Source organism: Cupriavidus taiwanensis (assembly GCF_900250115.1).
Taxonomy (GTDB): Bacteria; Pseudomonadota; Gammaproteobacteria; order Burkholderiales; family Burkholderiaceae; genus Cupriavidus; species Cupriavidus taiwanensis_B.
In genome coordinates this window covers 329,111-346,645 of sequence record NZ_LT984803.1, presented here as the reverse complement: position 1 = coordinate 346,645, position 17,535 = coordinate 329,111, and the positions used below count along the sequence as shown (strand labels likewise).

The window sequence follows — 17,535 nt, the reverse complement described above, 5'->3', positions numbered from 1 at the left end:
TTTGCTGCGTTGATCGCCATGATCTGGCGGTCAACGTGACCTGATCGGCGCAAGTGCTCTGGATTTGCGCCGCAACGAGGCTGTCTGGTCGCGGACAGCCTTCTTACATTTTGGAGTCATCATGAAAGTTGTCGCTTTCGAGCGTAGCGTACAGGGAACGGGTGCGAGCCGCCGCCTGCGCAATTCGGGCAAGACCCCCGGCATCATCTACGGCGGCGCCGCCGAGCCGAAGATGATCGAACTGGATCACAACGCCCTGTGGCACGCCCTGAAGAAGGAAGCGTTCCACTCGTCGATCCTCGACCTGGAAGTCGCTGGCAAGTCGGAAAAGGCGCTGCTGCGCGCATTCCAGATGCACCCGTTCAAGCCGCTGGTGCTGCACGTCGATTTCCAGCGCGTGTCGGCCAACGACAAGATCCACGTCAAGGTGCCGCTGCACTTCATGAACCAGGAAACCGCTCCTGGCGTGAAGCTGGGCCATGGCCTGGTCAACCACATCGTCAACGACCTGGAAGTGTCGTGCCTGCCGGCCGACCTGCCCGAGTTCATCGAGGTGGACGTCGGCGCCATGGAACTGGGCCAGACCCTGCACCTGTCCGACCTGAAGCTGCCGAAGGGCGTGACCGTGATCACCCACGGTGACGACAATCCGGCCATCGCCAGCATCTCGCAACCGGCTGGCGCCGTGTCGGAAGCTGCCGAAGGCGGCGAAGCCGCTGGCGAAACCCCGGCTGCCTAAGCTGCCGCAGCGGTGGCGGCCCACGGGCCGCGCCACGAAGAAACCGCCGCTCCCGCGGCGGTTTTTTTTCGTCCGGCAGCGGACTGCCGGTTTTTCGGTATCCTTGGCGCCTGTGGCGCAGTCCCGCGCGCCAATGACACAGTCACACGCATGATCAAGCTTATCGTCGGCCTCGGCAATCCCGGTGCGGAATACGAGGCCACCCGACACAACGCCGGCTTCTGGCTGGTCGACCAGCTGGCCCGCATGGGCGGCGCCACGCTGCGCGTCGAGGGCCGCTTCCACGGGCTGGCCGCGCGCGCGCGGCTCTGGGACCAGGAGGTCTGGCTGCTCAAGCCGTCGACCTTCATGAACCGCTCGGGCCTGGCGGTGGTGTCGCTGGCGCGCTTCTACAAGATCCTGCCCGGCGAGATCGTGGTCGTGCATGACGAGATGGACCTGCCGGCGGGCGCCGCCAAGCTCAAGCGCGGCGGCGGCGCGGGCGGCCACAATGGCCTGAAGGACATCTCGGCCCACCTCGGCACGCAGGACTACTGGCGCCTGCGCCTGGGCGTGGGCCACCCGCGCAATGCCCCCGGCGGCGCCGGCGCGGGCCGCGAGGACGTGGTCAACTTCGTGCTCAAGCCGCCGCGGCGCGAGGAGCAGGAAGCCATCGATGCCGCGATCGACCGCTGCGTCGAGCCGCTCGGCCTGCTGGCCCGCGGCGATGCCGAGCGCGCCATGGCGCAGCTGCACACCGCGCGCTGAGCGCCGCACGCCAGCCAGCATATTTCTGCGACAGCAGCATGAAAACGGGCCGCATTTGCGGCCCGTCGTCGTTTGGGCGCACCGGTCTGCTGTTGCAGACATAGTGTCATCAAAGTGCCATGGGCACCACCTACATTGCGGGGTTTCCAATCGCGTCGGTATCGCATGGTTGCCGATGCGCATGACATCCCACAGGAGGAAAGCCCATGTCGTACCTGACCGACGAAGCGCGCGCCGCAAGCCGCGCCGCCAAGCCCGACGTTGACGTGCCCGGCCAGATGCTCGAGGACATCGTCGCCGCCAACCCGGCCCGCCGCCGGGTGCTGCGCGGCGGCCTGGGCCTGTCGATGGTGTCGGCCTTCGGCAGCGGCCTGCTGGCCGCCTGCGGCGGCGACGACGATCCCGCTCCGGCACCCGCGCCGGCTCCCGCCCCAGCGCCGGCACCCGCCCCGGCGCCGTCCCCGGCCACGCCGAGCTACGAGGTCACGTTCGAGCCGATCGCCAAGTCCACCGCCGATACCGTGGTGGTGCCCAGCGGCTACAGCGTCGACGTGCTGTTCTCCGCCGGTGACCCGGTCGAAGCCGGCGCCACCGGCTATGCCGGCGCCTTCCAGTCGTCGGCCGAAACCGAGCGCCAGGCCGGCGGCAACCACGACGGCATGCATTACTTCGCGCTGCCGGGCGTCGATCCGCAAAAGGGCGGCCTGCTGGCGATCAACCACGAACTGCCGGACTACAACATCCTGTTCCCGACCGCTTACGATGCCGCCACCGCGAGCCCGGAGCAGAAGCGTATCGCCCTGTCGGCGGTGGGCATTTCGGTGATCGAAGTGGAACTGGCCGCCGGCGGCAAGTGGCAGGTCAAGCGCGACTCGATCTACAACAAGCGCTACACCGGCAACACGCTGTATCGCGTGGGCGGCCCGGCGGCATCGGTGATCGGCGCGACCGTGGTCGGCATGCTCAACAACTGCTCGAGCGGCCATACCCCGTGGGGCACTTACCTGACCTGCGAGGAAAGCACCGACAACTACATCGACCCGACCCAGGCCGACAACGGCTACGGCTGGGTGGTGGAGATCGACCCGTACGGCACGCTGGGCGCGCCGGCCAAGCGCACCGCGATGGGCCGCTTCGACCACGAGAACGTCGCCTACATCACCGATGCCAGCAACAACGTGGCCTTCTACATGGGCGACGACGGCACCCCGGGCTGCATCTACAAGTTCGTGCCGAGCAAAGCCTTCGATCCGAACAACCGCGCCGCCAACGCCAACCTGCTGGACACCGGCACGCTATACGTGGCCAGGTTCAATGCCGATGGCAGCGGCCAGTGGATCGAACTGGCGCAGGGCAAGAACGGCCTGACCGTCGGTGCCTCGGACCCGGGCAACTGGACTCAGTCGGCGGTGTCGCCGGCGCCGACCACGGTCGACTTCGCCACCCAGGCCGACGTGCTGATCAACACCAAGTCCGCCGCGCGCGTGGCTGGCGGCACGCTGATGGACCGCCCCGAGTGGATCACCGCCGCGCCGGACAACACCCTCTACTGCACGCTGACCAACAACAGCGGCCGCCAGCAGACCGACGCCGCCAACCCGCGCAAGAACAACCTGCACGGCCATATCGTCAAGTGGAATGAAGCCGGCAATTCGCCGCTGGCCACCACCTTCACCTGGAGCATCCTGCTGCAGGCCGGCGACCCGTCGCTGGCCACGGACAACCTCAAGGGCAATATCAACGGCGACACCTTCTCCAGCCCGGACGGCCTGCGCGTCGATCCCAAGGGCCGCCTGTGGGTGCAGACCGATTCGAGCACCAGCGCCACCTACACCGGCACCTTCGGCAACAACAGCATGTACTACATCTCGCCGACGGGCCAGTCGAAGCGCTTCCTGGCGGGCCCGACCGGTTGCGAGATCACCGGCATCGCCTACACGCCGGACCTGACCACCTGCTTCATCAACATCCAGCACCCGACCGGCAAGTGGCCGGACGCGGCCAAGCCGCCGCGCTCGTCCACCATCGTGGTGCGCCGTGCCGACGGCAAGCCGATCGGTGCCTGACCGCGCAGTGCAGTAGGCAGTAACGTAGTAATTGGGGAAAGGTTAAGCCCCCGTCACCTTGCGGTGCCGGGGGCTTTTTTTTCACGGCTAAGGGCGACTAAAGCCAGGACAACAACCCAGGCCAGGCGTGGCCGGGGTCAGGCCGCGTGCCGGGCCGCGGTCAGCAGCCGGTACCGCTGCAGCAGGACCTCGTGGGTCTCGGCGCGGTTGGGGTCCTTGGGAATGCACGCGACCGGGCAGACCTGCTGGCATTGCGGCTCGTCGAAGTGTCCGACGCACTCGGTGCACTTGTTGGGGTCGATTTCATAGATCTCGGGCCCCATCGAAATGGCTTCGTTCGGGCACTCGGGTTCACAAACGTCGCAGTTGATGCAGTCGTCGGTGATCATCAGCGCCATGGTGTTTCCTTCCTGCGGACACGCCCGCGCCCGACTGGCCGCGATCAGACGTGTCTGAAGCCGTATTTTATTCCGGTTTGGCGATTTTCTCTTGCAGCCAGCGTTCCACCGAGGGGAACACGAACTTGCTGACGTCGCCGCCCAGCACCGCGATCTCGCGCACGAAGGTGCCGGAGATGAACTGGTACTGGTCCGACGGGGTCAGGAACATGGTCTCCACGTCGGGCAGCAGGTAGCGGTTCATGCCCGCCATCTGGAATTCATACTCGAAGTCGGACACCGCGCGCAGGCCGCGCACGATCACGCGCGCATTGTTCTTGCGCACGAAGTCCTTGAGCAGTCCGGAAAAGCCCTCGACCCGCACATTGGGATAGTGCCCGAGCACTTCGCGGGCAATGCTGATGCGCTCTTCGAGCGAAAAGAACGGGCGCTTGTTGGGGCTGTGCGCCACGCCGACCACCAGTTCGTCGAAGATATTCGACGCACGGCGGACCAGATCCTCGTGTCCCCGGGTCATTGGATCGAAGGTGCCGGGATAGACCGCGCTGACCATACTTCCTCCTTGATCTGCCCGCTGCCGGCCGTGGAAGGGCCGCCTCTTGCGCCGGCCGGGCCAGCGTGGGTGCTGCGTCGCGAGCGTTGTGACAGCGGCGTAGTGTAACCCTAAATGCCCCGCTTGGAAGTCGCCGGAGGCACCGTTTTGCGGCAGTGCAGCTAAGAACCGGTTCCGCAATCAGGAAGGGTCCCTTCCCCGCTCCGGAACCGATGCGCCACAAACACGACGGATCAGCCAGCGCCGTTGCCCGGCACGCGATGCTGCAGCAGGTGGAAATGCACCGCTCCGGCGCGCGCGTGCCGCACGATCTCGAGCGAGGCCGGCACCGGCGCATCGGCGCCGGTTAGCGGGTGGTCGGTCTCGACATAGACCGCCCCGCCCGGCCGCGACAGCCGCGCGGCGTGCGCCAGCGACGGGCCGATCCAGTCCTCGGCGAACGGCGGGTCCAGGAACACCACGTCGAAGCTGGCATCGGGCAGCTGCGCGGCAATGGCGAAGGCGTCGCCCTGGATCACGCGCACCTGCGACGCATCGAGGCGAGCCTGGTTGTCGCGCAATTGCCTGGCCACGCGCGCATTGGATTCGACCAGCGTCACCGCGGCCGCGCCGCGCGAGGCGGCCTCGAAGCCGAGCGCGCCGGAGCCGGCGAACAGGTCCAGGCACTCCAGCCCGGACAGGTCCTGGCCCAGCCAGTTGAAGAGGGTCTCGCGCACGCGGTCGGGCGTCGGGCGCAGACCCTGGGCGTCGGGCACCGGCAGCAGCGTGCGCTTCCAGCGTCCGCCAATGATGCGGACCTGCGCGGGTGCCTGGCGCGGCACGGGAGATACGGGAGATCGCCCGCGAGGCGCGGGCGAGGGCAATCGGGAACGCGAATTCATGCCGTGATTGTAGAGCCTGCGGCGGGATCCACCGCGGACCTCACTGGCGGGAGGCCGTGGGCGCCGCGCCCACCGGCCCGCCGACGATCACCGTGGCCATGTTGTCCGGGTGCACATGGCGCTGGAACGCCGCCCTGACCTGTTCGCGCGTGACCTTGCCGATCTGCGCGGTCCAGGTATCGAGGTAATCGAGCGGCAGCCCGTACCAGCCGATATTGGCCACGTTGGTCAGCAACTTGCGGTTGTTGTCGATGCGCAGCGGAAAGCCGTTGACCAGGTTGTCCTTGGCTGCGCGCAGTTCCTTGTCGCTCGGTCCCTCGGCGACAAAGCGCGCCAGCACCTGGCGCACCAGGGCCAGCGCCTCGTCGGTCTGCGCCTTCTTGGTCTGCAGGCTGATGCCGAACGGCCCCGGCTGCTTGGACGGCGCGAAGTAGCTGTCCACGCCGTAGGTCAGGCCGCGCTTCTCGCGAACTTCGTCAGTCAGGCGCGAGCTGAAACCGCCGCCGCCCAGCACGTAGTTGCCCACCAGCAGCGCGAAATAATCCGGGTCGCCGCGCGCGATCGCCGGCTGGCCCAGCGCCACGCTGGACTGCTGCGCCGGGTGCGGCAGGCGCTGCTCGCTGGGGGCGATCTTTAGCCGCACCTGCGGCAGCGTGGGCGCGGCACGGCCGGGCGGCAGCCCGCGCGTCAGCTGCTCGGCGATGGCCTCGGCCTGCTTGCGGTCGACCGCGCCGATCAGCGTCACCACCGCGCGCTGGGCGCCATAGTTGTCGCGCCAGAAGCCGACGAGGTCGTCGCGCGTGATCGACGCCACGCTGTCCGGGGTCGCGGCAACGCCGTAGGGATGGTCGGGATACATGGCCCGGGCCAGCGCCTTGTCGGCGATCACGCCGGGCTTGGTGTCGGCTTCGCGGATGGCGGTGATCAGCCGCTGCTTCTCGCGCCCGACCACGGCATCCGGATAGGTCGGCGCCTTGATCAGCTGCGCTGCCAGCGCGACCGACTGGTCCAGCTCCGGCTGCGCGGTCAGGGTACGCAGCCCGATGCCGCCGCGGTCGCCGCCGGCCGCACCGCCAAAGGCGGCACCGGTATCGGCAAAGGCATCGGCAATCTTTGCCTCGTCGCGCGCCGGCTGGCCGTCCTGCGCGGCGGCGCCCTTGTCCAGCAGGGCCGCACTCAGCGTGGCCAGCCCGGCCTTGCCCGGCGGGTCATAGCGGCTGCCGGCGTCGAAGTCGATATTGATGTCGAGCATCGGGATCGACGGGCTGTGCACGAAGAACACGCGCGCGCCGGTGGACGCGGTCCAGTGCTCGATCGGAATCGCTGCCTGTGCCAGCTGCGCGGCCAGCAGCACCACGGCGCCCAGGGCGGCGCCGGCCAGTTTGCGCAGCGGGCGCGGCGCGGAAGTGACGGACTGGGTCATCGCCTTTTTCTCAATGGCGCAGGCCCGACGGGGCCTGGGACTTGGGCTTGTTCGGATCGATCGGCTGCGGCACCAGGGTGGCCACGGTCAGGTTGTCGTCATTGAAATACTTCGCGGCGACGGCCTGCACCTGCGCCGGCGTGACGGCCTTGATCTTGTCGAGCATGCGGTCGATCTGGCGCCACGAGATCTCGGAGATCTCGGACACGCCGATCTCCATGCCCTGCCCGAACACCGAATCGCGCTTGTAGATCTGGCCGGCCACCACCTGCGCCTTGACGCGCTTGAGCTCTTCCGGCGAGACCCCTTCCCTGGCAATGCGCTGGATCTCGGCGCGCAGCGCGCGTTCGATCTCGTCGGTGTTGTGGCCCGTTGCCGGCGTGCCGTCGAGCACGAACAGCGACTCGCCGCGGTTGATGCTGTCGTAGCCGACATTGACGTCGTCGGCCAGGCGCTGCTCGCGCACCAGCTCGCGGGTCAGGCGCGCGTTGTCGTAGCCGTTGAGCACCGCCGCCAGCACCTCGAGCGCATAGGGGTCGACGTCTTTCTCGACGTCGCGCAGGCGCGGCACCTTGTACGCCATCACCATGTACTGGTTCTCGGCGGGCGCCTTGACCCAGATGCGCTTGATGCCCTTCTGCCCCGGCTCTTCCTGGTCCTTGCGCGCCGGCAGCGCGCGCGGCTTGAGCTTGCCGTAATAGCGCTCGGCCAGCGCGCGCACCTCGTCGGCCCTGACGTCGCCGGTGACGATCACGGTGGCGTTGTTGGGCACATACCAGTGGCGATACCAGTCCTTGACGTCGTCGACGCGCATGTTGACCAGGTCGTCCATCCAGCCGATCACCGGGTGGCGGTAGGCGGCGGCGGTATAGACCGTGGCCAGCAGCTGCTCATACACCGTGCCGCGCGCGGAGTCATCGGTGCGCAGGCGGCGTTCTTCCATCACCACCTTCATCTCGCGCTCGAACTCGTCCTTGGTGATGACGAGGTTGGCCATGCGGTCGGCTTCCAGCTCCATCATCTTCGGCAGGTACTGCTTGCCGATCTGCTGGTAGTACATGGTGAAGTCGCGGTTGGTCATGGCGTTCTCGCGCCCGCCCAGGGCCGCCACCTGCTTGGAGAATTCGCCCACGCCGACCTTGGGCGTGCCCTTGAACATCATGTGTTCCAGCATGTGGGCCACGCCGGTGGTGCCGCTGACCTCGTCGATGCCGCCCACGCGGTACCAGACCTGGTGTGCCACCGTCGGGGCGCGGTGGTCTTCCTTGACGATCAGCCGCAGTCCGTTGGACAGCCGGTATTCGGTCGTGCCGTGGGCGGTGGCGCCCGCCGGCGCGGTCTGCGCCGCCGGCATCGGCGAGGCCACCACGCCCTGCGCCGCAGCGGGCAGCGACCACGGCAGCAGCGCCAGCAGCAGCGCGGGGATGAGCCGCCGCGCCAGTCGCTCGGCGCGGACGGGTGGCGCCTGCAAGGGTGGTGCGTGGCGTTGGATGCGCGTGTGGGCGGCGGCCATGTTGCCTGCTGCGCCCGTTGCGGTCATGACAGCGCGATGGTTCATGCGACCCCGTCTGCTAAAATTTTGCCGATCGATTCGCGTGCACGACGCTGCGCGCGAATCTGCCATGTAGTGAACTCATGTAGCGAACTATACGCAATCGCCGGCCGGGACCACAACGGTTTCTCCCCAGCCTTCGCGAAGCCTGCGTAACCCATTGATTAATCACCGGTTGCCTGCTGGCATTGGCTGCCGCCAGGGTATTGGCCCCGGTATTGACCCCGTTCCCCAATGTTTAGTTTCTGGAAGAAGCGCAAGGCCGAGCCGGCGCCCGTCGAGGCGCCCACCGAGGCGCCCGCGCCAGCCCTGGCCCCCGTGCCGGAGGTGCCCGAGCCAGCCCCGGCACCGTCCCCGGCACCGTCCCCGGCACCGTCCCCGGCACCGTCCCCGACGCCAACGCCAACGCCAACGCCAACGCCCTCGCCCTCGCCAGCCCCAGCGCCCGTGCCGGTTCCCGTGCCCGTGCCGGCGCAAGTGCCTCCGCCCGCGCCGGCGCCAGTGGCGGCCGAGGCGCTGGAGCTGGTGCCGCCGCCCGCGCCCAGCGCCGAGGCCAGGCAGGGCTGGATGCAGCGCCTGCGCACTGGCCTGTCCAAGACCAGCCGCAACCTCGGCACGCTGTTCGTCGGCGTCAAGGTCGACGAAGACCTGTTCGAAGAACTGGAAACCGCACTGCTGATGGCCGATGCCGGCGTCGAGGCCACCGAGTACCTGCTGGGCGAACTGCGCAAGCGCGTCAGGTCCGAGCGCATCGAAAACGCGGAGGGCGTCAAGGCGGCGCTGCGCGAGCTGCTGACGCAGCTGCTGCGCCCGCTTGAAAAGACCATGGCGCTGGGCCGCGAGCAGCCGCTGGTGATGATGATCGCGGGCGTCAACGGCGCCGGCAAGACCACCAGCATCGGCAAGCTGTGCAAGCACTTCCAGCGCTATGACCAGAAGGTGCTGCTGGCCGCCGGCGACACCTTCCGCGCCGCCGCGCGCGAACAGCTGGCGATCTGGGGCGAACGCAACAACGTCACCGTGGTGGCGCAGGAAAGCGGCGACCCGGCGGCGGTGATCTTCGACGCGGTCAATGCCGCCAAGGCGCGCGGCATCGACATCGTCATGGCCGACACCGCCGGGCGCCTGCCGACGCAGCTGCACCTGATGGAAGAGCTGAAGAAGGTCAAGCGCGTGATCAGCAAGGCCATGCCGAGCGCGCCGCACGAGGTGCTGCTGGTGATCGATGCCAATACCGGCCAGAACGCCCTGCAGCAAACGCGCGCCTTCGACGACGCGCTGGGGCTTACCGGCCTGATCGTGACCAAGCTCGACGGCACCGCCAAGGGCGGCATCCTGGCCGCGATCGCGCGCCAGCGCCCGGTGCCGGTCTACTTCATCGGCGTGGGCGAGAAGGTGGAAGACCTGCAGCCGTTCAAGGCGGAGGAATTCGCCGAGGCGCTGCTGGGTTAAATCCCGCCGTCCTGCCAGACCAAACGCCCCGGCAGTGCCGGGGCGTTTGCGCTGTGCACGGTAGTACTATTCCGCGTCAGGCTGCGACTTCGGCTCCGCCTGCTGGAACGCCGGCAGCGCCATGCAGGTTTCATAGATCTTCGCGATCGCGGGATAGCGCGCCACGTCGATATGGAAGCGCTGCGCGTTGAACACCTGCGGCACCAGGCACAGGTCGGCCAGCGTGGGCGTGTCGCCAAAGCAGTAACGCCCGGCCTTGCCGCTGCGCTCCAGGTTGGCTTGCAGCGAGGCGAAGCCCAGCTCGATCCAGTGGCGGTACCACGCGTCCTTGACCTCGTCGGTCACGCCCACCGTGTGCTTCAGGTACTTGAGCACGCGCAGGTTGTTCAGTGGATGGATCTCGCAGGCAATCTCCTGCGCCAGGCCGCGCACATAGGCGCGGTCCAGCGCCGTGCCGGGCAGCAGCTTGGGCTCGGGATGGACTTCATCCAGGTACTCGACGATCGCCAGCGACTGCTGCAGCACGTGTTCGCCGTCGACCAGCGCCGGCACCAGGCCGTCGGGGTTCACCGCGCGGAACTCCGGCTTGAGCTGCTGGCCGCCTTCCTTGAGCAGGTGCACCGGCACGTAGTCATAGGACAGGCCCTTCAGTTCCAGCGCGATACGGACGCGGAACGAGGCCGAACTGCGGAAATAGCTGTAAAGCTTGAGCATCGGTTCAGACTACCTTGATGGTGAGATCGCCCACGCCGCCGACGTGACACTGCATGACATCGCCCTTGACCACCGGCCCCACGCCCTCGGGCGTGCCGCTGAAGATCAGGTCGCCGGGCTGCAGCTCGAACAGCTTCGACAGGTACGACACCATTTCTGGCACCGACCAGATCAGGTCCGAGAGATCGCCGCGCTGCTTTTCCACTCCGTTGACCGACAGCGTGACCTCGCCCTTTTCCGGATGGCCGATGGCCGCGACCGGCACGATCGGGCCGATCGGCGCGGAGCGGTCGAAGGCCTTGCCGGTTTCCCACGGGCGGCCGGTCTTCTTCGATTCGTTCTGCAGGTCGCGGCGCGTCATGTCGAGGCCCACGGCATAGCCGAACACATGACCGGCGGCCTGCTCGACCGGGATGTCGCGGCCGCCCTTGCCGATCGCCACCACCAGTTCCACCTCATAGTGGCAGTTGCTGGTGCCCGGCGGGTACGGGAAGGCGCCCTCGGTGCCGTCGGCGACATAGCTGACCGCATCGGACGGCTTGCAGAAGAAGAACGGCGGCTCGCGGTCGGGGTCCGAACCCATTTCCCGGGCATGGGCGGCATAGTTGCGGCCGACGCAGTACACGCGCCGGACCGGAAAGCTGGCGTGGCTGCCGCGCACAGGCACGCCAACGGGTGCGGGCGGGGCGAACACGAATTCGGTCATGCATCTCTCCAGATAGTTCTGATCGGTGCTGCGACGGGGCCCGGTGCCGGGCGCAGCAGGGCAACAGGATACACCGCGGGCTGGCCTTGCGTACCGCCGCATACAATGAATCCAGGCACGCTCGCAGCGCCGCCGCACCGAACTGGCGCGCCATCCTGGCCGTGCCCGGCGCGAATCTTGCATGGCGCACTGCAACAGAGCCAGCCATGACACGACGCCATCCGCCCCCCACGCCCACGCCGGCGACCGCCGCCCCCACCAGCCGGGTGCTGCGCATCCTGCTCGTGCGCGACCCGCTCGACGCCGATCCCCTCAACGTCGAGACCATCCGCAGCGGGCTGGTGAACGCGGGCTTTACCGAGATCCAGATCGTCGACGCCGACCTGCGGCTGCCCGACGTGATCACCGCCAGCCAGCCCGACATGCTGATCATCGCGTCCGAGTCGGCCGCGCGCGACACCATCGAGCACGTGTGCGTCTCGACCCAGCATGCACCGCGCCCGATCGTGCTGTTCACCGACAACGACGACAGCCAGCGCATCAAGGCCGCCCTCAGCGCGGGCATTACCGCCTATATCGTCGACGGCCTGCGCGCGGAGCGCGTCAAGACCGTGCTCGACGTCGCCTATGCGCGCTTTGAACTGGACCAGCAACTGCGCGCCGAACTCGACGCCACGCGGCTGAAGCTGGCCGAGCGCAAGGTGGTGGAGCGCGCCAAGGGACTGCTGATGCAGGCGCGCGGGCTCAGCGAGGAAGACGCCTACAAGCGCCTGCGCAGCATGGCGATGGAACGCGGGCTGAAGCTTGTCGATGCCGCGCAGCGCGTGATCGACGTGATGGGCTGAACGCCGCGCATTTGCCACCGGGGTGCGAAGCCGCACGCGGCCGGTGCGCTGCACGGTCGTGGCGCTAGGCTCCGCCCCGGACTGGACCGTCCGGTACCGCTGCCAAGCGGCGGTGGCTCCACGCCACCACCGGCCGCGTCCCCGCACGCACCGGCTTCGACCATTTCGCCCCTTTCCGGCCCAACGTTCCCCGAAATGTTGCACCGCACGATGCTGGCATACGCCTTGCGTCATGCAGGCATCGGCCAACGGCGGCCGATCGACAATTCAGGCGGACATGGCCAACGCGGGCCGCGTCACGCCACGGACAACGGCGTCCCCGCAGCGCACCGGTCTTCTGGCGAAGCCGGCCGCGCCAGGGGGCGCTTTTTTTCTTGGAGCCATGCAATGCCCTCTCGTCTCAGCCATGCCAGGCCGCTGCACGCAGCCGTCCAGAACTCCGACGCCGCTGCCGCTGCCGACGCGGTACCGGCCAGCAGCGGCCGGCGCCGCGCGCTGGCCACCATCGCCGGAGCCAGCGTGATGACGCTGGTCGATCCGCTGGTGCGCGCCGGCGCCTGGGCCGCGGGCTCCGACGCGCCGGAGAAGACCGAGGTGCGCATTGGCTTTATCCCGCTGACCGACTGCGCCTCGGTGGTGATGGCGGCCACGCTCGGGCTCGACAAGAAGTACGGCATCAAGATCACGCCGACCAAGGAAGCCTCGTGGGCGGGCGTGCGCGACAAGCTGGTCAATGGCGAGCTGGACGCGGCCCACGTGCTCTACGGCCTGGTCTATGGCGTGCAGCTCGGCATCGGCGGGCCGAAGAAGGACATGGCCGTGCTGATGAGCCTGAACCACAACGGCCAGGCCATCACCCTGTCCTCCAAGCTGGCCGAGAAAGGCGTGCGCGACGGCGCCAGCCTGAAGGCGCTGATGACGAAGGAAAAGCGCGACTACACCTTCGCCCAGACCTTCCCCACCGGCACGCACGCGATGTGGCTGTACTACTGGCTGGCGGCCAACGGCATCGATCCGATGCGGGACGCCAAGGCCATCACGGTGCCGCCGCCGCAGATGGTGGCCAACATGCGCGTGGGCAATATGGACGGCTTCTGCGTGGGCGAGCCGTGGGGCGCGCGCGCGATCGCGGACAAGATTGGCTTCACCGCCGAGACCACGCAGGCGATCTGGAAGAACCATCCGGAAAAGACCCTGGGCACCACCGCGGAGTTCGTGCAGAAGCATCCGAACACGGCGCGCGCGATGGTGGCCGCGGTGCTGGAGGCATCGAAGTTCATCGACGCGTCGGCTTCCAACCGCCGCAAGACCGCCGAGACCATCGCCGCCAAGTCCTACGTCAACACCGACATGGAAATCATCCTCGACCGCATGCTGGGCCGCTACACCAACGGCCTGGGCAAGACCTGGGACGACCCCGACGCGATGAAGTTCTACCAGGACGGCAACGCAAACTTCCCGTTCCTGTCCGACGGCATGTGGTTCCTGACGCAGCACAAGCGCTGGGGCCTGCTCAAGGCTCATCCGGACTACCTCGCGGTGGCCAGGCAGGTCAACCGCATCGACATCTACAAGCAGGCCGCCACCGCCGCGCAGGTGCCGCTGCCCAGGAGCGACATGCGCAGCTCGAAGCTCATCGACGGCGTGGTCTGGGACGGCAAGGACCCGAAAGCCTACGCCGACGGTTTCAAGATCAAGGCCGCCAGCGCGCTTGCCGCCTGATCCGCAGTGCCCCTGACCCAAGGAGCCCGATGTGAATGCCATTGCCCACACCACAGCCGATGCCGCAGCCGATCCCGACACCAAGGAAAGGACACGCCGGCGCGAACAGGAACTCGCCGCGCAGGCCCGGCGCGCGGCACGCCGCGACGCCGCCGCCGCGCTGGTGCTCAAGGCCGTGCCGCCGCTGCTCGGCTTCGCCCTGTTCGTGCTGGCCTGGCACGGCATCGCCACCATGATTCCTGCCATCCCCACCCCTGGCGCGACGTGGAACGCCGCGGTGCCGCTGTTTGCCGACCCGTTCTACCGCAACGGGCCCAATGACCAGGGCATCGGCTGGAACGTGCTGGCGTCGCTGGCGCGCGTGGCGGCGGGCTTCGGCCTGGCCGCGCTGGTCGGCATCCCCGCCGGCTTCGTGATCGGGCGCTTCGCCTTTCTGAACGCCATGACCGCCCCGGTGATCAGCCTGCTGCGGCCGGTCTCGCCGCTGGCATGGCTGCCGATCGGGCTGCTGCTGTTCAAGGCGGCCAATCCCGCGGCGATCTGGGCGATCTTCATCTGCTCGATCTGGCCGATGGTGATCAACACCGCGGTGGGGGTCACGCGCGTGCCGCAGGACTACCTGAACGTGGCGCGCGTGCTCGACCTGTCCGAGTGGAAGGTATTCACGCGCGTGCTGTTCCCCGCGGTGCTGCCCTACATGCTGACCGGCGTGCGGCTGTCGATCGGCACGGCCTGGCTGGTGATCGTCGCGGCCGAGATGCTGACCGGCGGCACCGGCATCGGCTTCTGGCTGTGGGACGAGTGGAACAACCTGAAGGTCGAGCACATCGTGATCGCGATCTTCGTGATCGGCCTGATCGGACTGCTGCTGGAGCATGCGCTGCTGGCGCTGGCCCGGCGCTTCAGCTACGGCACCCATTGACCGCTACGGGAGAGACGCCATGGACAAATTCGTCAGCATCGAAAACGTCGGCCAGACCTTCAAGACCCGCAAGGGCCCGTTCGTCGCGCTGCGCGACATCCGGCTACACATCGCCGAGGGCGAGTTCATCACGCTGATCGGCCATTCCGGCTGCGGCAAGTCCACGCTGCTGAACCTGCTGGCGGGACTGGCCACGCCCACCTCCGGCACGCTGATCTGCGCCGGGCGCGAAATCGCCGGCCCTGGGCCGGAGCGCGCGGTGGTGTTCCAGAACCATTCGCTGTTGCCTTGGCTGACTTGCTTCGAGAACGTCTACCTGGGCGTCGAGCGTGTGTTCGCGGCCAGCGAGGACAGGGCCCGGCTCAGGGCGCGCACGCACGACACGCTCGCGCTGGTGGGCCTGAGCCACGCCGAGGGCAAATATCCGCACGAGATCTCCGGCGGCATGAAGCAGCGCGTGGGCATTGCCCGCGCGCTGGCGATGGCGCCCAAGGTGCTGCTGATGGACGAGCCCTTCGGCGCGCTGGATGCGCTCACGCGTGCGCACCTGCAGGACGAGCTGATCAAGATCGTGGCGCGCACGCGCAGCACCGTGGTGATGGTGACGCACGATGTCGACGAGGCCGTGCTGCTGGCTGACCGCATCGTGATGATGACCAACGGCCCGGCCGCCACCATCGGCGAGATCCTGAAGGTGGACCTGCCGCGCCCGCGCGACCGCGTGGCCCTCGCGGACGATCCGGCCTACCATGGCTGCCGCACCGCGGTGCTGGACTTCCTCTACCGCAAGCAGCGCGATCCGGCGCTGCAGGAAGCGGCCTAGGGCGAGGCGGGGCAGGGGCGCGCGCGGCGGCCATGGGCGCGGCCGCCGCGCTCCGCTATCATGAACCCAGAACAGACTACCCCACGCCGCCATGACCACCACCGCCGCCCCATTTCCCGCCGCCCGCTACATCAAGGAGATCGGCCGCGGCGTCAACGGCGCGCGCGCACTGCCGCGCGAGGACGCGCAGGCCCTGTTCGACGCCATGCTGGCAGGCCGGGTGTCCGACCTGGAACTGGGCGCCATCCTGATGGCCTATCGCATCAAGGGCGAGGCGCCGCACGAGCTGGCCGGCATGCTCGAGGCCGCCCATGCGCACTGCCAGCCGCTGCCGGCGCCGCCGGACCGGCAGGTAGTGGTGATTCCCAGCTACAACGGCGCGCGCAAGCAGCCCAACCTGGTGCCGCTGCTGGCGCTGCTGCTGGCGCGCGAAGGCATCCCCGTCCTGGTGCACGGCACGCGCGAGTTCGAGGGCCGCGTGACCAGCATGGCGCTGTTCGAGGCGCTGGGCGTGCCCTTGTGCGCGAGCACCGCCGAAGCCTCGGCAATGCTGCGCGATGGCGATGCCAATGGCCCGCTGGCGGTGCTGCCGGTGGACGTGCTGTCGTCCGGGCTGTCGCGGCTGCTGGAGCGCCGCACCGTGATCGGCCTGCGCAATTCGTCGCATACGGTGGCCAAGATGCTGCAACCCGTGGGCGAGCACACGCCCGCCGAAGGCCTGCGGCTGTACAGCTACACGCACCCCGAATACCGCGAAACGCTGACCGACTACTTCTCGCACGAGCCCGCCAACGTGCTGCTGGCGCGCGGCACCGAGGGCGAGGTGGTGGCCGATGCGCGGCGCACCGGCCGCATCGACTGGCTGCATGAAGGCCATCAGCAGACGCTGGTGGGCCAGGCCGGCGGCTCGCTCGGCGACGTGCCGGAGCTGCCGCCCGGCAGCGATGCCGGCCTGACCGTGGCCTGGATCCGTCGCGTGCTCGACGGCGCGGTGCCGGTGCCGGCGCCGATCACGATCCAGATCGAGGCCATCCGCGAATGCCTGCGCCAGGGCACGCGCGTGACCTGGGCCAGCCCGGTCTGAGCCGACCCGGCACAACCGTCAGGGCTTGCGCGGGGGCAGCGGAATGCGCTCGGTCTCGCCCGGCACGCGCGGGAACTGGTCGTCCTCCCAGCGCTGCGCCGCGGCCTCGATCGCCAGCTTGCTGCTGGCAACGAAGTTCCAGTAGATAAAGCGGTGCCCGTCGGTCGGGTCGCCGCCGAGCAGCATCACCCGCGACGGCGCCGTGGCCGTCAGCGTCGCCGGCTGGCCCGGCGTCAGCACCACCATGTGCTCGGCCGGCAACGGCTCTCCGTCGAGCGAGACCGCGCCGTCGACCGGATAGATGCCGCGCTCGGCGTGTTCGGCGGGAATCTCCACACTGGCACCCGCATCCAGCTCGATCGCCACGTACAGGGTGCGGCTGAAGACCTTGACTGGCGAAGTCTGCCCGAACGCATCGCCGGCGATCACCACCATGCGCAGGCCGGGCCGCTCGATGCGCGGCAGCGTTGCGGCCGGATGGTGGAAGAACGACGGCTCGGCGCCCTCATGCTGCTGCGGCAGCGCCACCCAGGTCTGGATGCCGTGCAGGCGCGCGCCTTCCGGGCGCACATGCTCGGGCGAACGCTCGGAGTGGACGATGCCGTGGCCAGCGGTCATCCAGTTGACGTCGCCGGGGCGGATCGCCTGGTCGCTGCCCAGGCTGTCGCGATGGATGATCTCGCCCTCGAACAGGTAGGTGACCGTGGCCAATCCGATATGCGGATGCGGGCGCACGTCGGCGCCCTGGCCCGGTGGCAGCTGCACCGGCCCCATATGGTCGAAGAAGATAAACGGCCCGACGGTCTGGGTCGCCGCGGCCGGCAACAGCCGACGCACGGTGAAATCGCCCAGGTCGCGCACATGCGGCTTGAGCAAGTGTTCGATAGCAGACATAACTCCTCCGATCC

17 protein-coding genes are annotated in these 17,535 nt (G+C 68.3%); 9 read left to right on the top strand and 8 right to left on the bottom strand.

The annotated features are described in order from the left end of the window. Window positions 1–121 precede the first annotated feature (121 nt). The 3 genes from CBM2586_RS01690 to CBM2586_RS01680 all read left to right on the top strand — a co-directional run bounded on the left by CBM2586_RS01690 (window position 122) and on the right by CBM2586_RS01680 (window position 3,552). Window positions 122–739, top strand: coding sequence for a 50S ribosomal protein L25/general stress protein Ctc (locus tag CBM2586_RS01690; protein WP_012351653.1), 618 nt, complete (start codon window positions 122–124; stop codon window positions 737–739). A 150-nt stretch (window positions 740–889) separates the two neighbouring features. Further along, a complete protein-coding gene (gene pth / locus CBM2586_RS01685) occupies window positions 890–1,486 on the top strand; it encodes an aminoacyl-tRNA hydrolase (protein ID WP_115663108.1) in 597 nt (198 codons plus the stop codon). Window positions 1,487–1,692: 206 nt separating this feature from the next. After that, window positions 1,693–3,552, top strand: a complete 1,860-nt coding sequence (locus CBM2586_RS01680; RefSeq protein WP_115686691.1) for a PhoX family protein — start codon at window positions 1,693–1,695, stop codon at window positions 3,550–3,552. Window positions 3,553–3,689: 137 nt separating this feature from the next. Here CBM2586_RS01680 and CBM2586_RS01675 read toward each other — a convergent pair whose 3' ends face one another. From CBM2586_RS01675 to CBM2586_RS01655, 5 genes are all read right to left on the bottom strand, one after another. After that, on the bottom strand, window positions 3,690–3,950 hold the full coding sequence (locus CBM2586_RS01675; RefSeq protein WP_115663110.1) for a YfhL family 4Fe-4S dicluster ferredoxin: 261 nt from the start codon (window positions 3,948–3,950) through the stop codon (window positions 3,690–3,692). 67 nt (window positions 3,951–4,017) lie between these two features. After that, entirely contained in the window at window positions 4,018–4,503 is a 486-nt protein-coding gene (gene coaD / locus CBM2586_RS01670; protein ID WP_012351649.1) for a pantetheine-phosphate adenylyltransferase, read from the bottom strand. 233 nt (window positions 4,504–4,736) lie between these two features. After that, on the bottom strand, window positions 4,737–5,384 hold the full coding sequence (rsmD, locus tag CBM2586_RS01665; protein WP_172583278.1) for a 16S rRNA (guanine(966)-N(2))-methyltransferase RsmD: 648 nt from the start codon (window positions 5,382–5,384) through the stop codon (window positions 4,737–4,739). Between the two features lie 40 nt (window positions 5,385–5,424). Continuing rightward, window positions 5,425–6,807 carry a M16 family metallopeptidase gene (locus CBM2586_RS01660; protein ID WP_115663112.1) on the bottom strand — a complete coding sequence of 461 codons (1,383 nt, stop codon included), beginning with the start codon at window positions 6,805–6,807 and terminating at the stop codon, window positions 5,425–5,427. Window positions 6,808–6,817: 10 nt separating this feature from the next. Continuing rightward, window positions 6,818–8,365 (bottom strand): M16 family metallopeptidase, encoded by a 1,548-nt coding sequence (locus tag CBM2586_RS01655; protein WP_115663113.1) that lies wholly within the window; start codon window positions 8,363–8,365, stop codon window positions 6,818–6,820. A 228-nt stretch (window positions 8,366–8,593) separates the two neighbouring features. Between CBM2586_RS01655 and ftsY the strand changes: the two genes are divergently transcribed. Beyond that, a complete protein-coding gene (gene ftsY, locus CBM2586_RS01650; protein ID WP_115686690.1) occupies window positions 8,594–9,811 on the top strand; it encodes a signal recognition particle-docking protein FtsY in 1,218 nt (405 codons plus the stop codon). Between the two features lie 66 nt (window positions 9,812–9,877). Here the strand turns inward: ftsY and maiA are convergent, their stop codons facing one another. Then, window positions 9,878–10,525: a maleylacetoacetate isomerase gene (gene maiA, locus CBM2586_RS01645; protein ID WP_115663115.1), complete on the bottom strand. Its 648-nt coding sequence runs from the start codon at window positions 10,523–10,525 to the stop codon at window positions 9,878–9,880. A gap of 4 nt (window positions 10,526–10,529) precedes the next feature. Continuing rightward, window positions 10,530–11,231, bottom strand: coding sequence for a fumarylacetoacetate hydrolase family protein (locus tag CBM2586_RS01640; RefSeq protein WP_115663116.1), 702 nt, complete (start codon window positions 11,229–11,231; stop codon window positions 10,530–10,532). Window positions 11,232–11,437: 206 nt separating this feature from the next. Here CBM2586_RS01640 and CBM2586_RS01635 point away from each other — a divergent pair, with 206 nt between their 5' ends. From CBM2586_RS01635 to ybiB, 5 genes are all read left to right on the top strand, one after another. After that, complete coding sequence (locus tag CBM2586_RS01635) at window positions 11,438–12,076, top strand: ANTAR domain-containing response regulator (RefSeq protein WP_115663117.1); 639 nt, start codon at window positions 11,438–11,440, stop codon at window positions 12,074–12,076. Between the two features lie 387 nt (window positions 12,077–12,463). Further along, a complete protein-coding gene (locus CBM2586_RS01630) occupies window positions 12,464–13,798 on the top strand; it encodes a CmpA/NrtA family ABC transporter substrate-binding protein (protein ID WP_115686689.1) in 1,335 nt (444 codons plus the stop codon). 31 nt (window positions 13,799–13,829) lie between these two features. Beyond that, a complete protein-coding gene (gene ntrB / locus CBM2586_RS01625) occupies window positions 13,830–14,720 on the top strand; it encodes a nitrate ABC transporter permease (RefSeq protein ID WP_115663119.1) in 891 nt (296 codons plus the stop codon). A gap of 19 nt (window positions 14,721–14,739) precedes the next feature. Beyond that, window positions 14,740–15,543, top strand: a complete 804-nt coding sequence (locus CBM2586_RS01620) for an ABC transporter ATP-binding protein (RefSeq protein ID WP_115663120.1) — start codon at window positions 14,740–14,742, stop codon at window positions 15,541–15,543. A gap of 91 nt (window positions 15,544–15,634) precedes the next feature. After that, window positions 15,635–16,627 (top strand): DNA-binding protein YbiB, encoded by a 993-nt coding sequence (gene ybiB, locus CBM2586_RS01615; protein WP_115686688.1) that lies wholly within the window; start codon window positions 15,635–15,637, stop codon window positions 16,625–16,627. An 18-nt stretch (window positions 16,628–16,645) separates the two neighbouring features. Here the strand turns inward: ybiB and CBM2586_RS01610 are convergent, their stop codons facing one another. Then, window positions 16,646–17,521: a pirin family protein gene (locus tag CBM2586_RS01610; RefSeq protein WP_115663122.1), complete on the bottom strand. Its 876-nt coding sequence runs from the start codon at window positions 17,519–17,521 to the stop codon at window positions 16,646–16,648. Between the last annotated feature and the right edge of the window lie 14 nt (window positions 17,522–17,535).

Excerpts from the sequence above, each read along its gene's own strand:
- CBM2586_RS01690 (WP_012351653.1), top strand. The coding sequence starts at position 122 with ATGAAAGTTGTCGCTTTCGAGCGTAGCGTACAGGGAACGGGTGCGAGC.
- pth (WP_115663108.1), top strand. The coding sequence starts at position 890 with ATGATCAAGCTTATCGTCGGCCTCGGCAATCCCGGTGCGGAATACGAG.
- CBM2586_RS01680 (WP_115686691.1), top strand. The coding sequence starts at position 1,693 with ATGTCGTACCTGACCGACGAAGCGCGCGCCGCAAGCCGCGCCGCCAAG.
- CBM2586_RS01675 (WP_115663110.1), bottom strand. The coding sequence starts at position 3,950 with ATGGCGCTGATGATCACCGACGACTGCATCAACTGCGACGTTTGTGAA.
- coaD (WP_012351649.1), bottom strand. The coding sequence starts at position 4,503 with ATGGTCAGCGCGGTCTATCCCGGCACCTTCGATCCAATGACCCGGGGA.
- rsmD (WP_172583278.1), bottom strand. The coding sequence starts at position 5,384 with ATGAATTCGCGTTCCCGATTGCCCTCGCCCGCGCCTCGCGGGCGATCT.
- CBM2586_RS01660 (WP_115663112.1), bottom strand. The coding sequence starts at position 6,807 with ATGACCCAGTCCGTCACTTCCGCGCCGCGCCCGCTGCGCAAACTGGCC.
- CBM2586_RS01655 (WP_115663113.1), bottom strand. The coding sequence starts at position 8,365 with ATGAACCATCGCGCTGTCATGACCGCAACGGGCGCAGCAGGCAACATG.
- ftsY (WP_115686690.1), top strand. The coding sequence starts at position 8,594 with ATGTTTAGTTTCTGGAAGAAGCGCAAGGCCGAGCCGGCGCCCGTCGAG.
- maiA (WP_115663115.1), bottom strand. The coding sequence starts at position 10,525 with ATGCTCAAGCTTTACAGCTATTTCCGCAGTTCGGCCTCGTTCCGCGTC.
- CBM2586_RS01640 (WP_115663116.1), bottom strand. The coding sequence starts at position 11,231 with ATGACCGAATTCGTGTTCGCCCCGCCCGCACCCGTTGGCGTGCCTGTG.
- CBM2586_RS01635 (WP_115663117.1), top strand. The coding sequence starts at position 11,438 with ATGACACGACGCCATCCGCCCCCCACGCCCACGCCGGCGACCGCCGCC.
- CBM2586_RS01630 (WP_115686689.1), top strand. The coding sequence starts at position 12,464 with ATGCCCTCTCGTCTCAGCCATGCCAGGCCGCTGCACGCAGCCGTCCAG.
- CBM2586_RS01620 (WP_115663120.1), top strand. The coding sequence starts at position 14,740 with ATGGACAAATTCGTCAGCATCGAAAACGTCGGCCAGACCTTCAAGACC.
- ybiB (WP_115686688.1), top strand. The coding sequence starts at position 15,635 with ATGACCACCACCGCCGCCCCATTTCCCGCCGCCCGCTACATCAAGGAG.
- CBM2586_RS01610 (WP_115663122.1), bottom strand. The coding sequence starts at position 17,521 with ATGTCTGCTATCGAACACTTGCTCAAGCCGCATGTGCGCGACCTGGGC.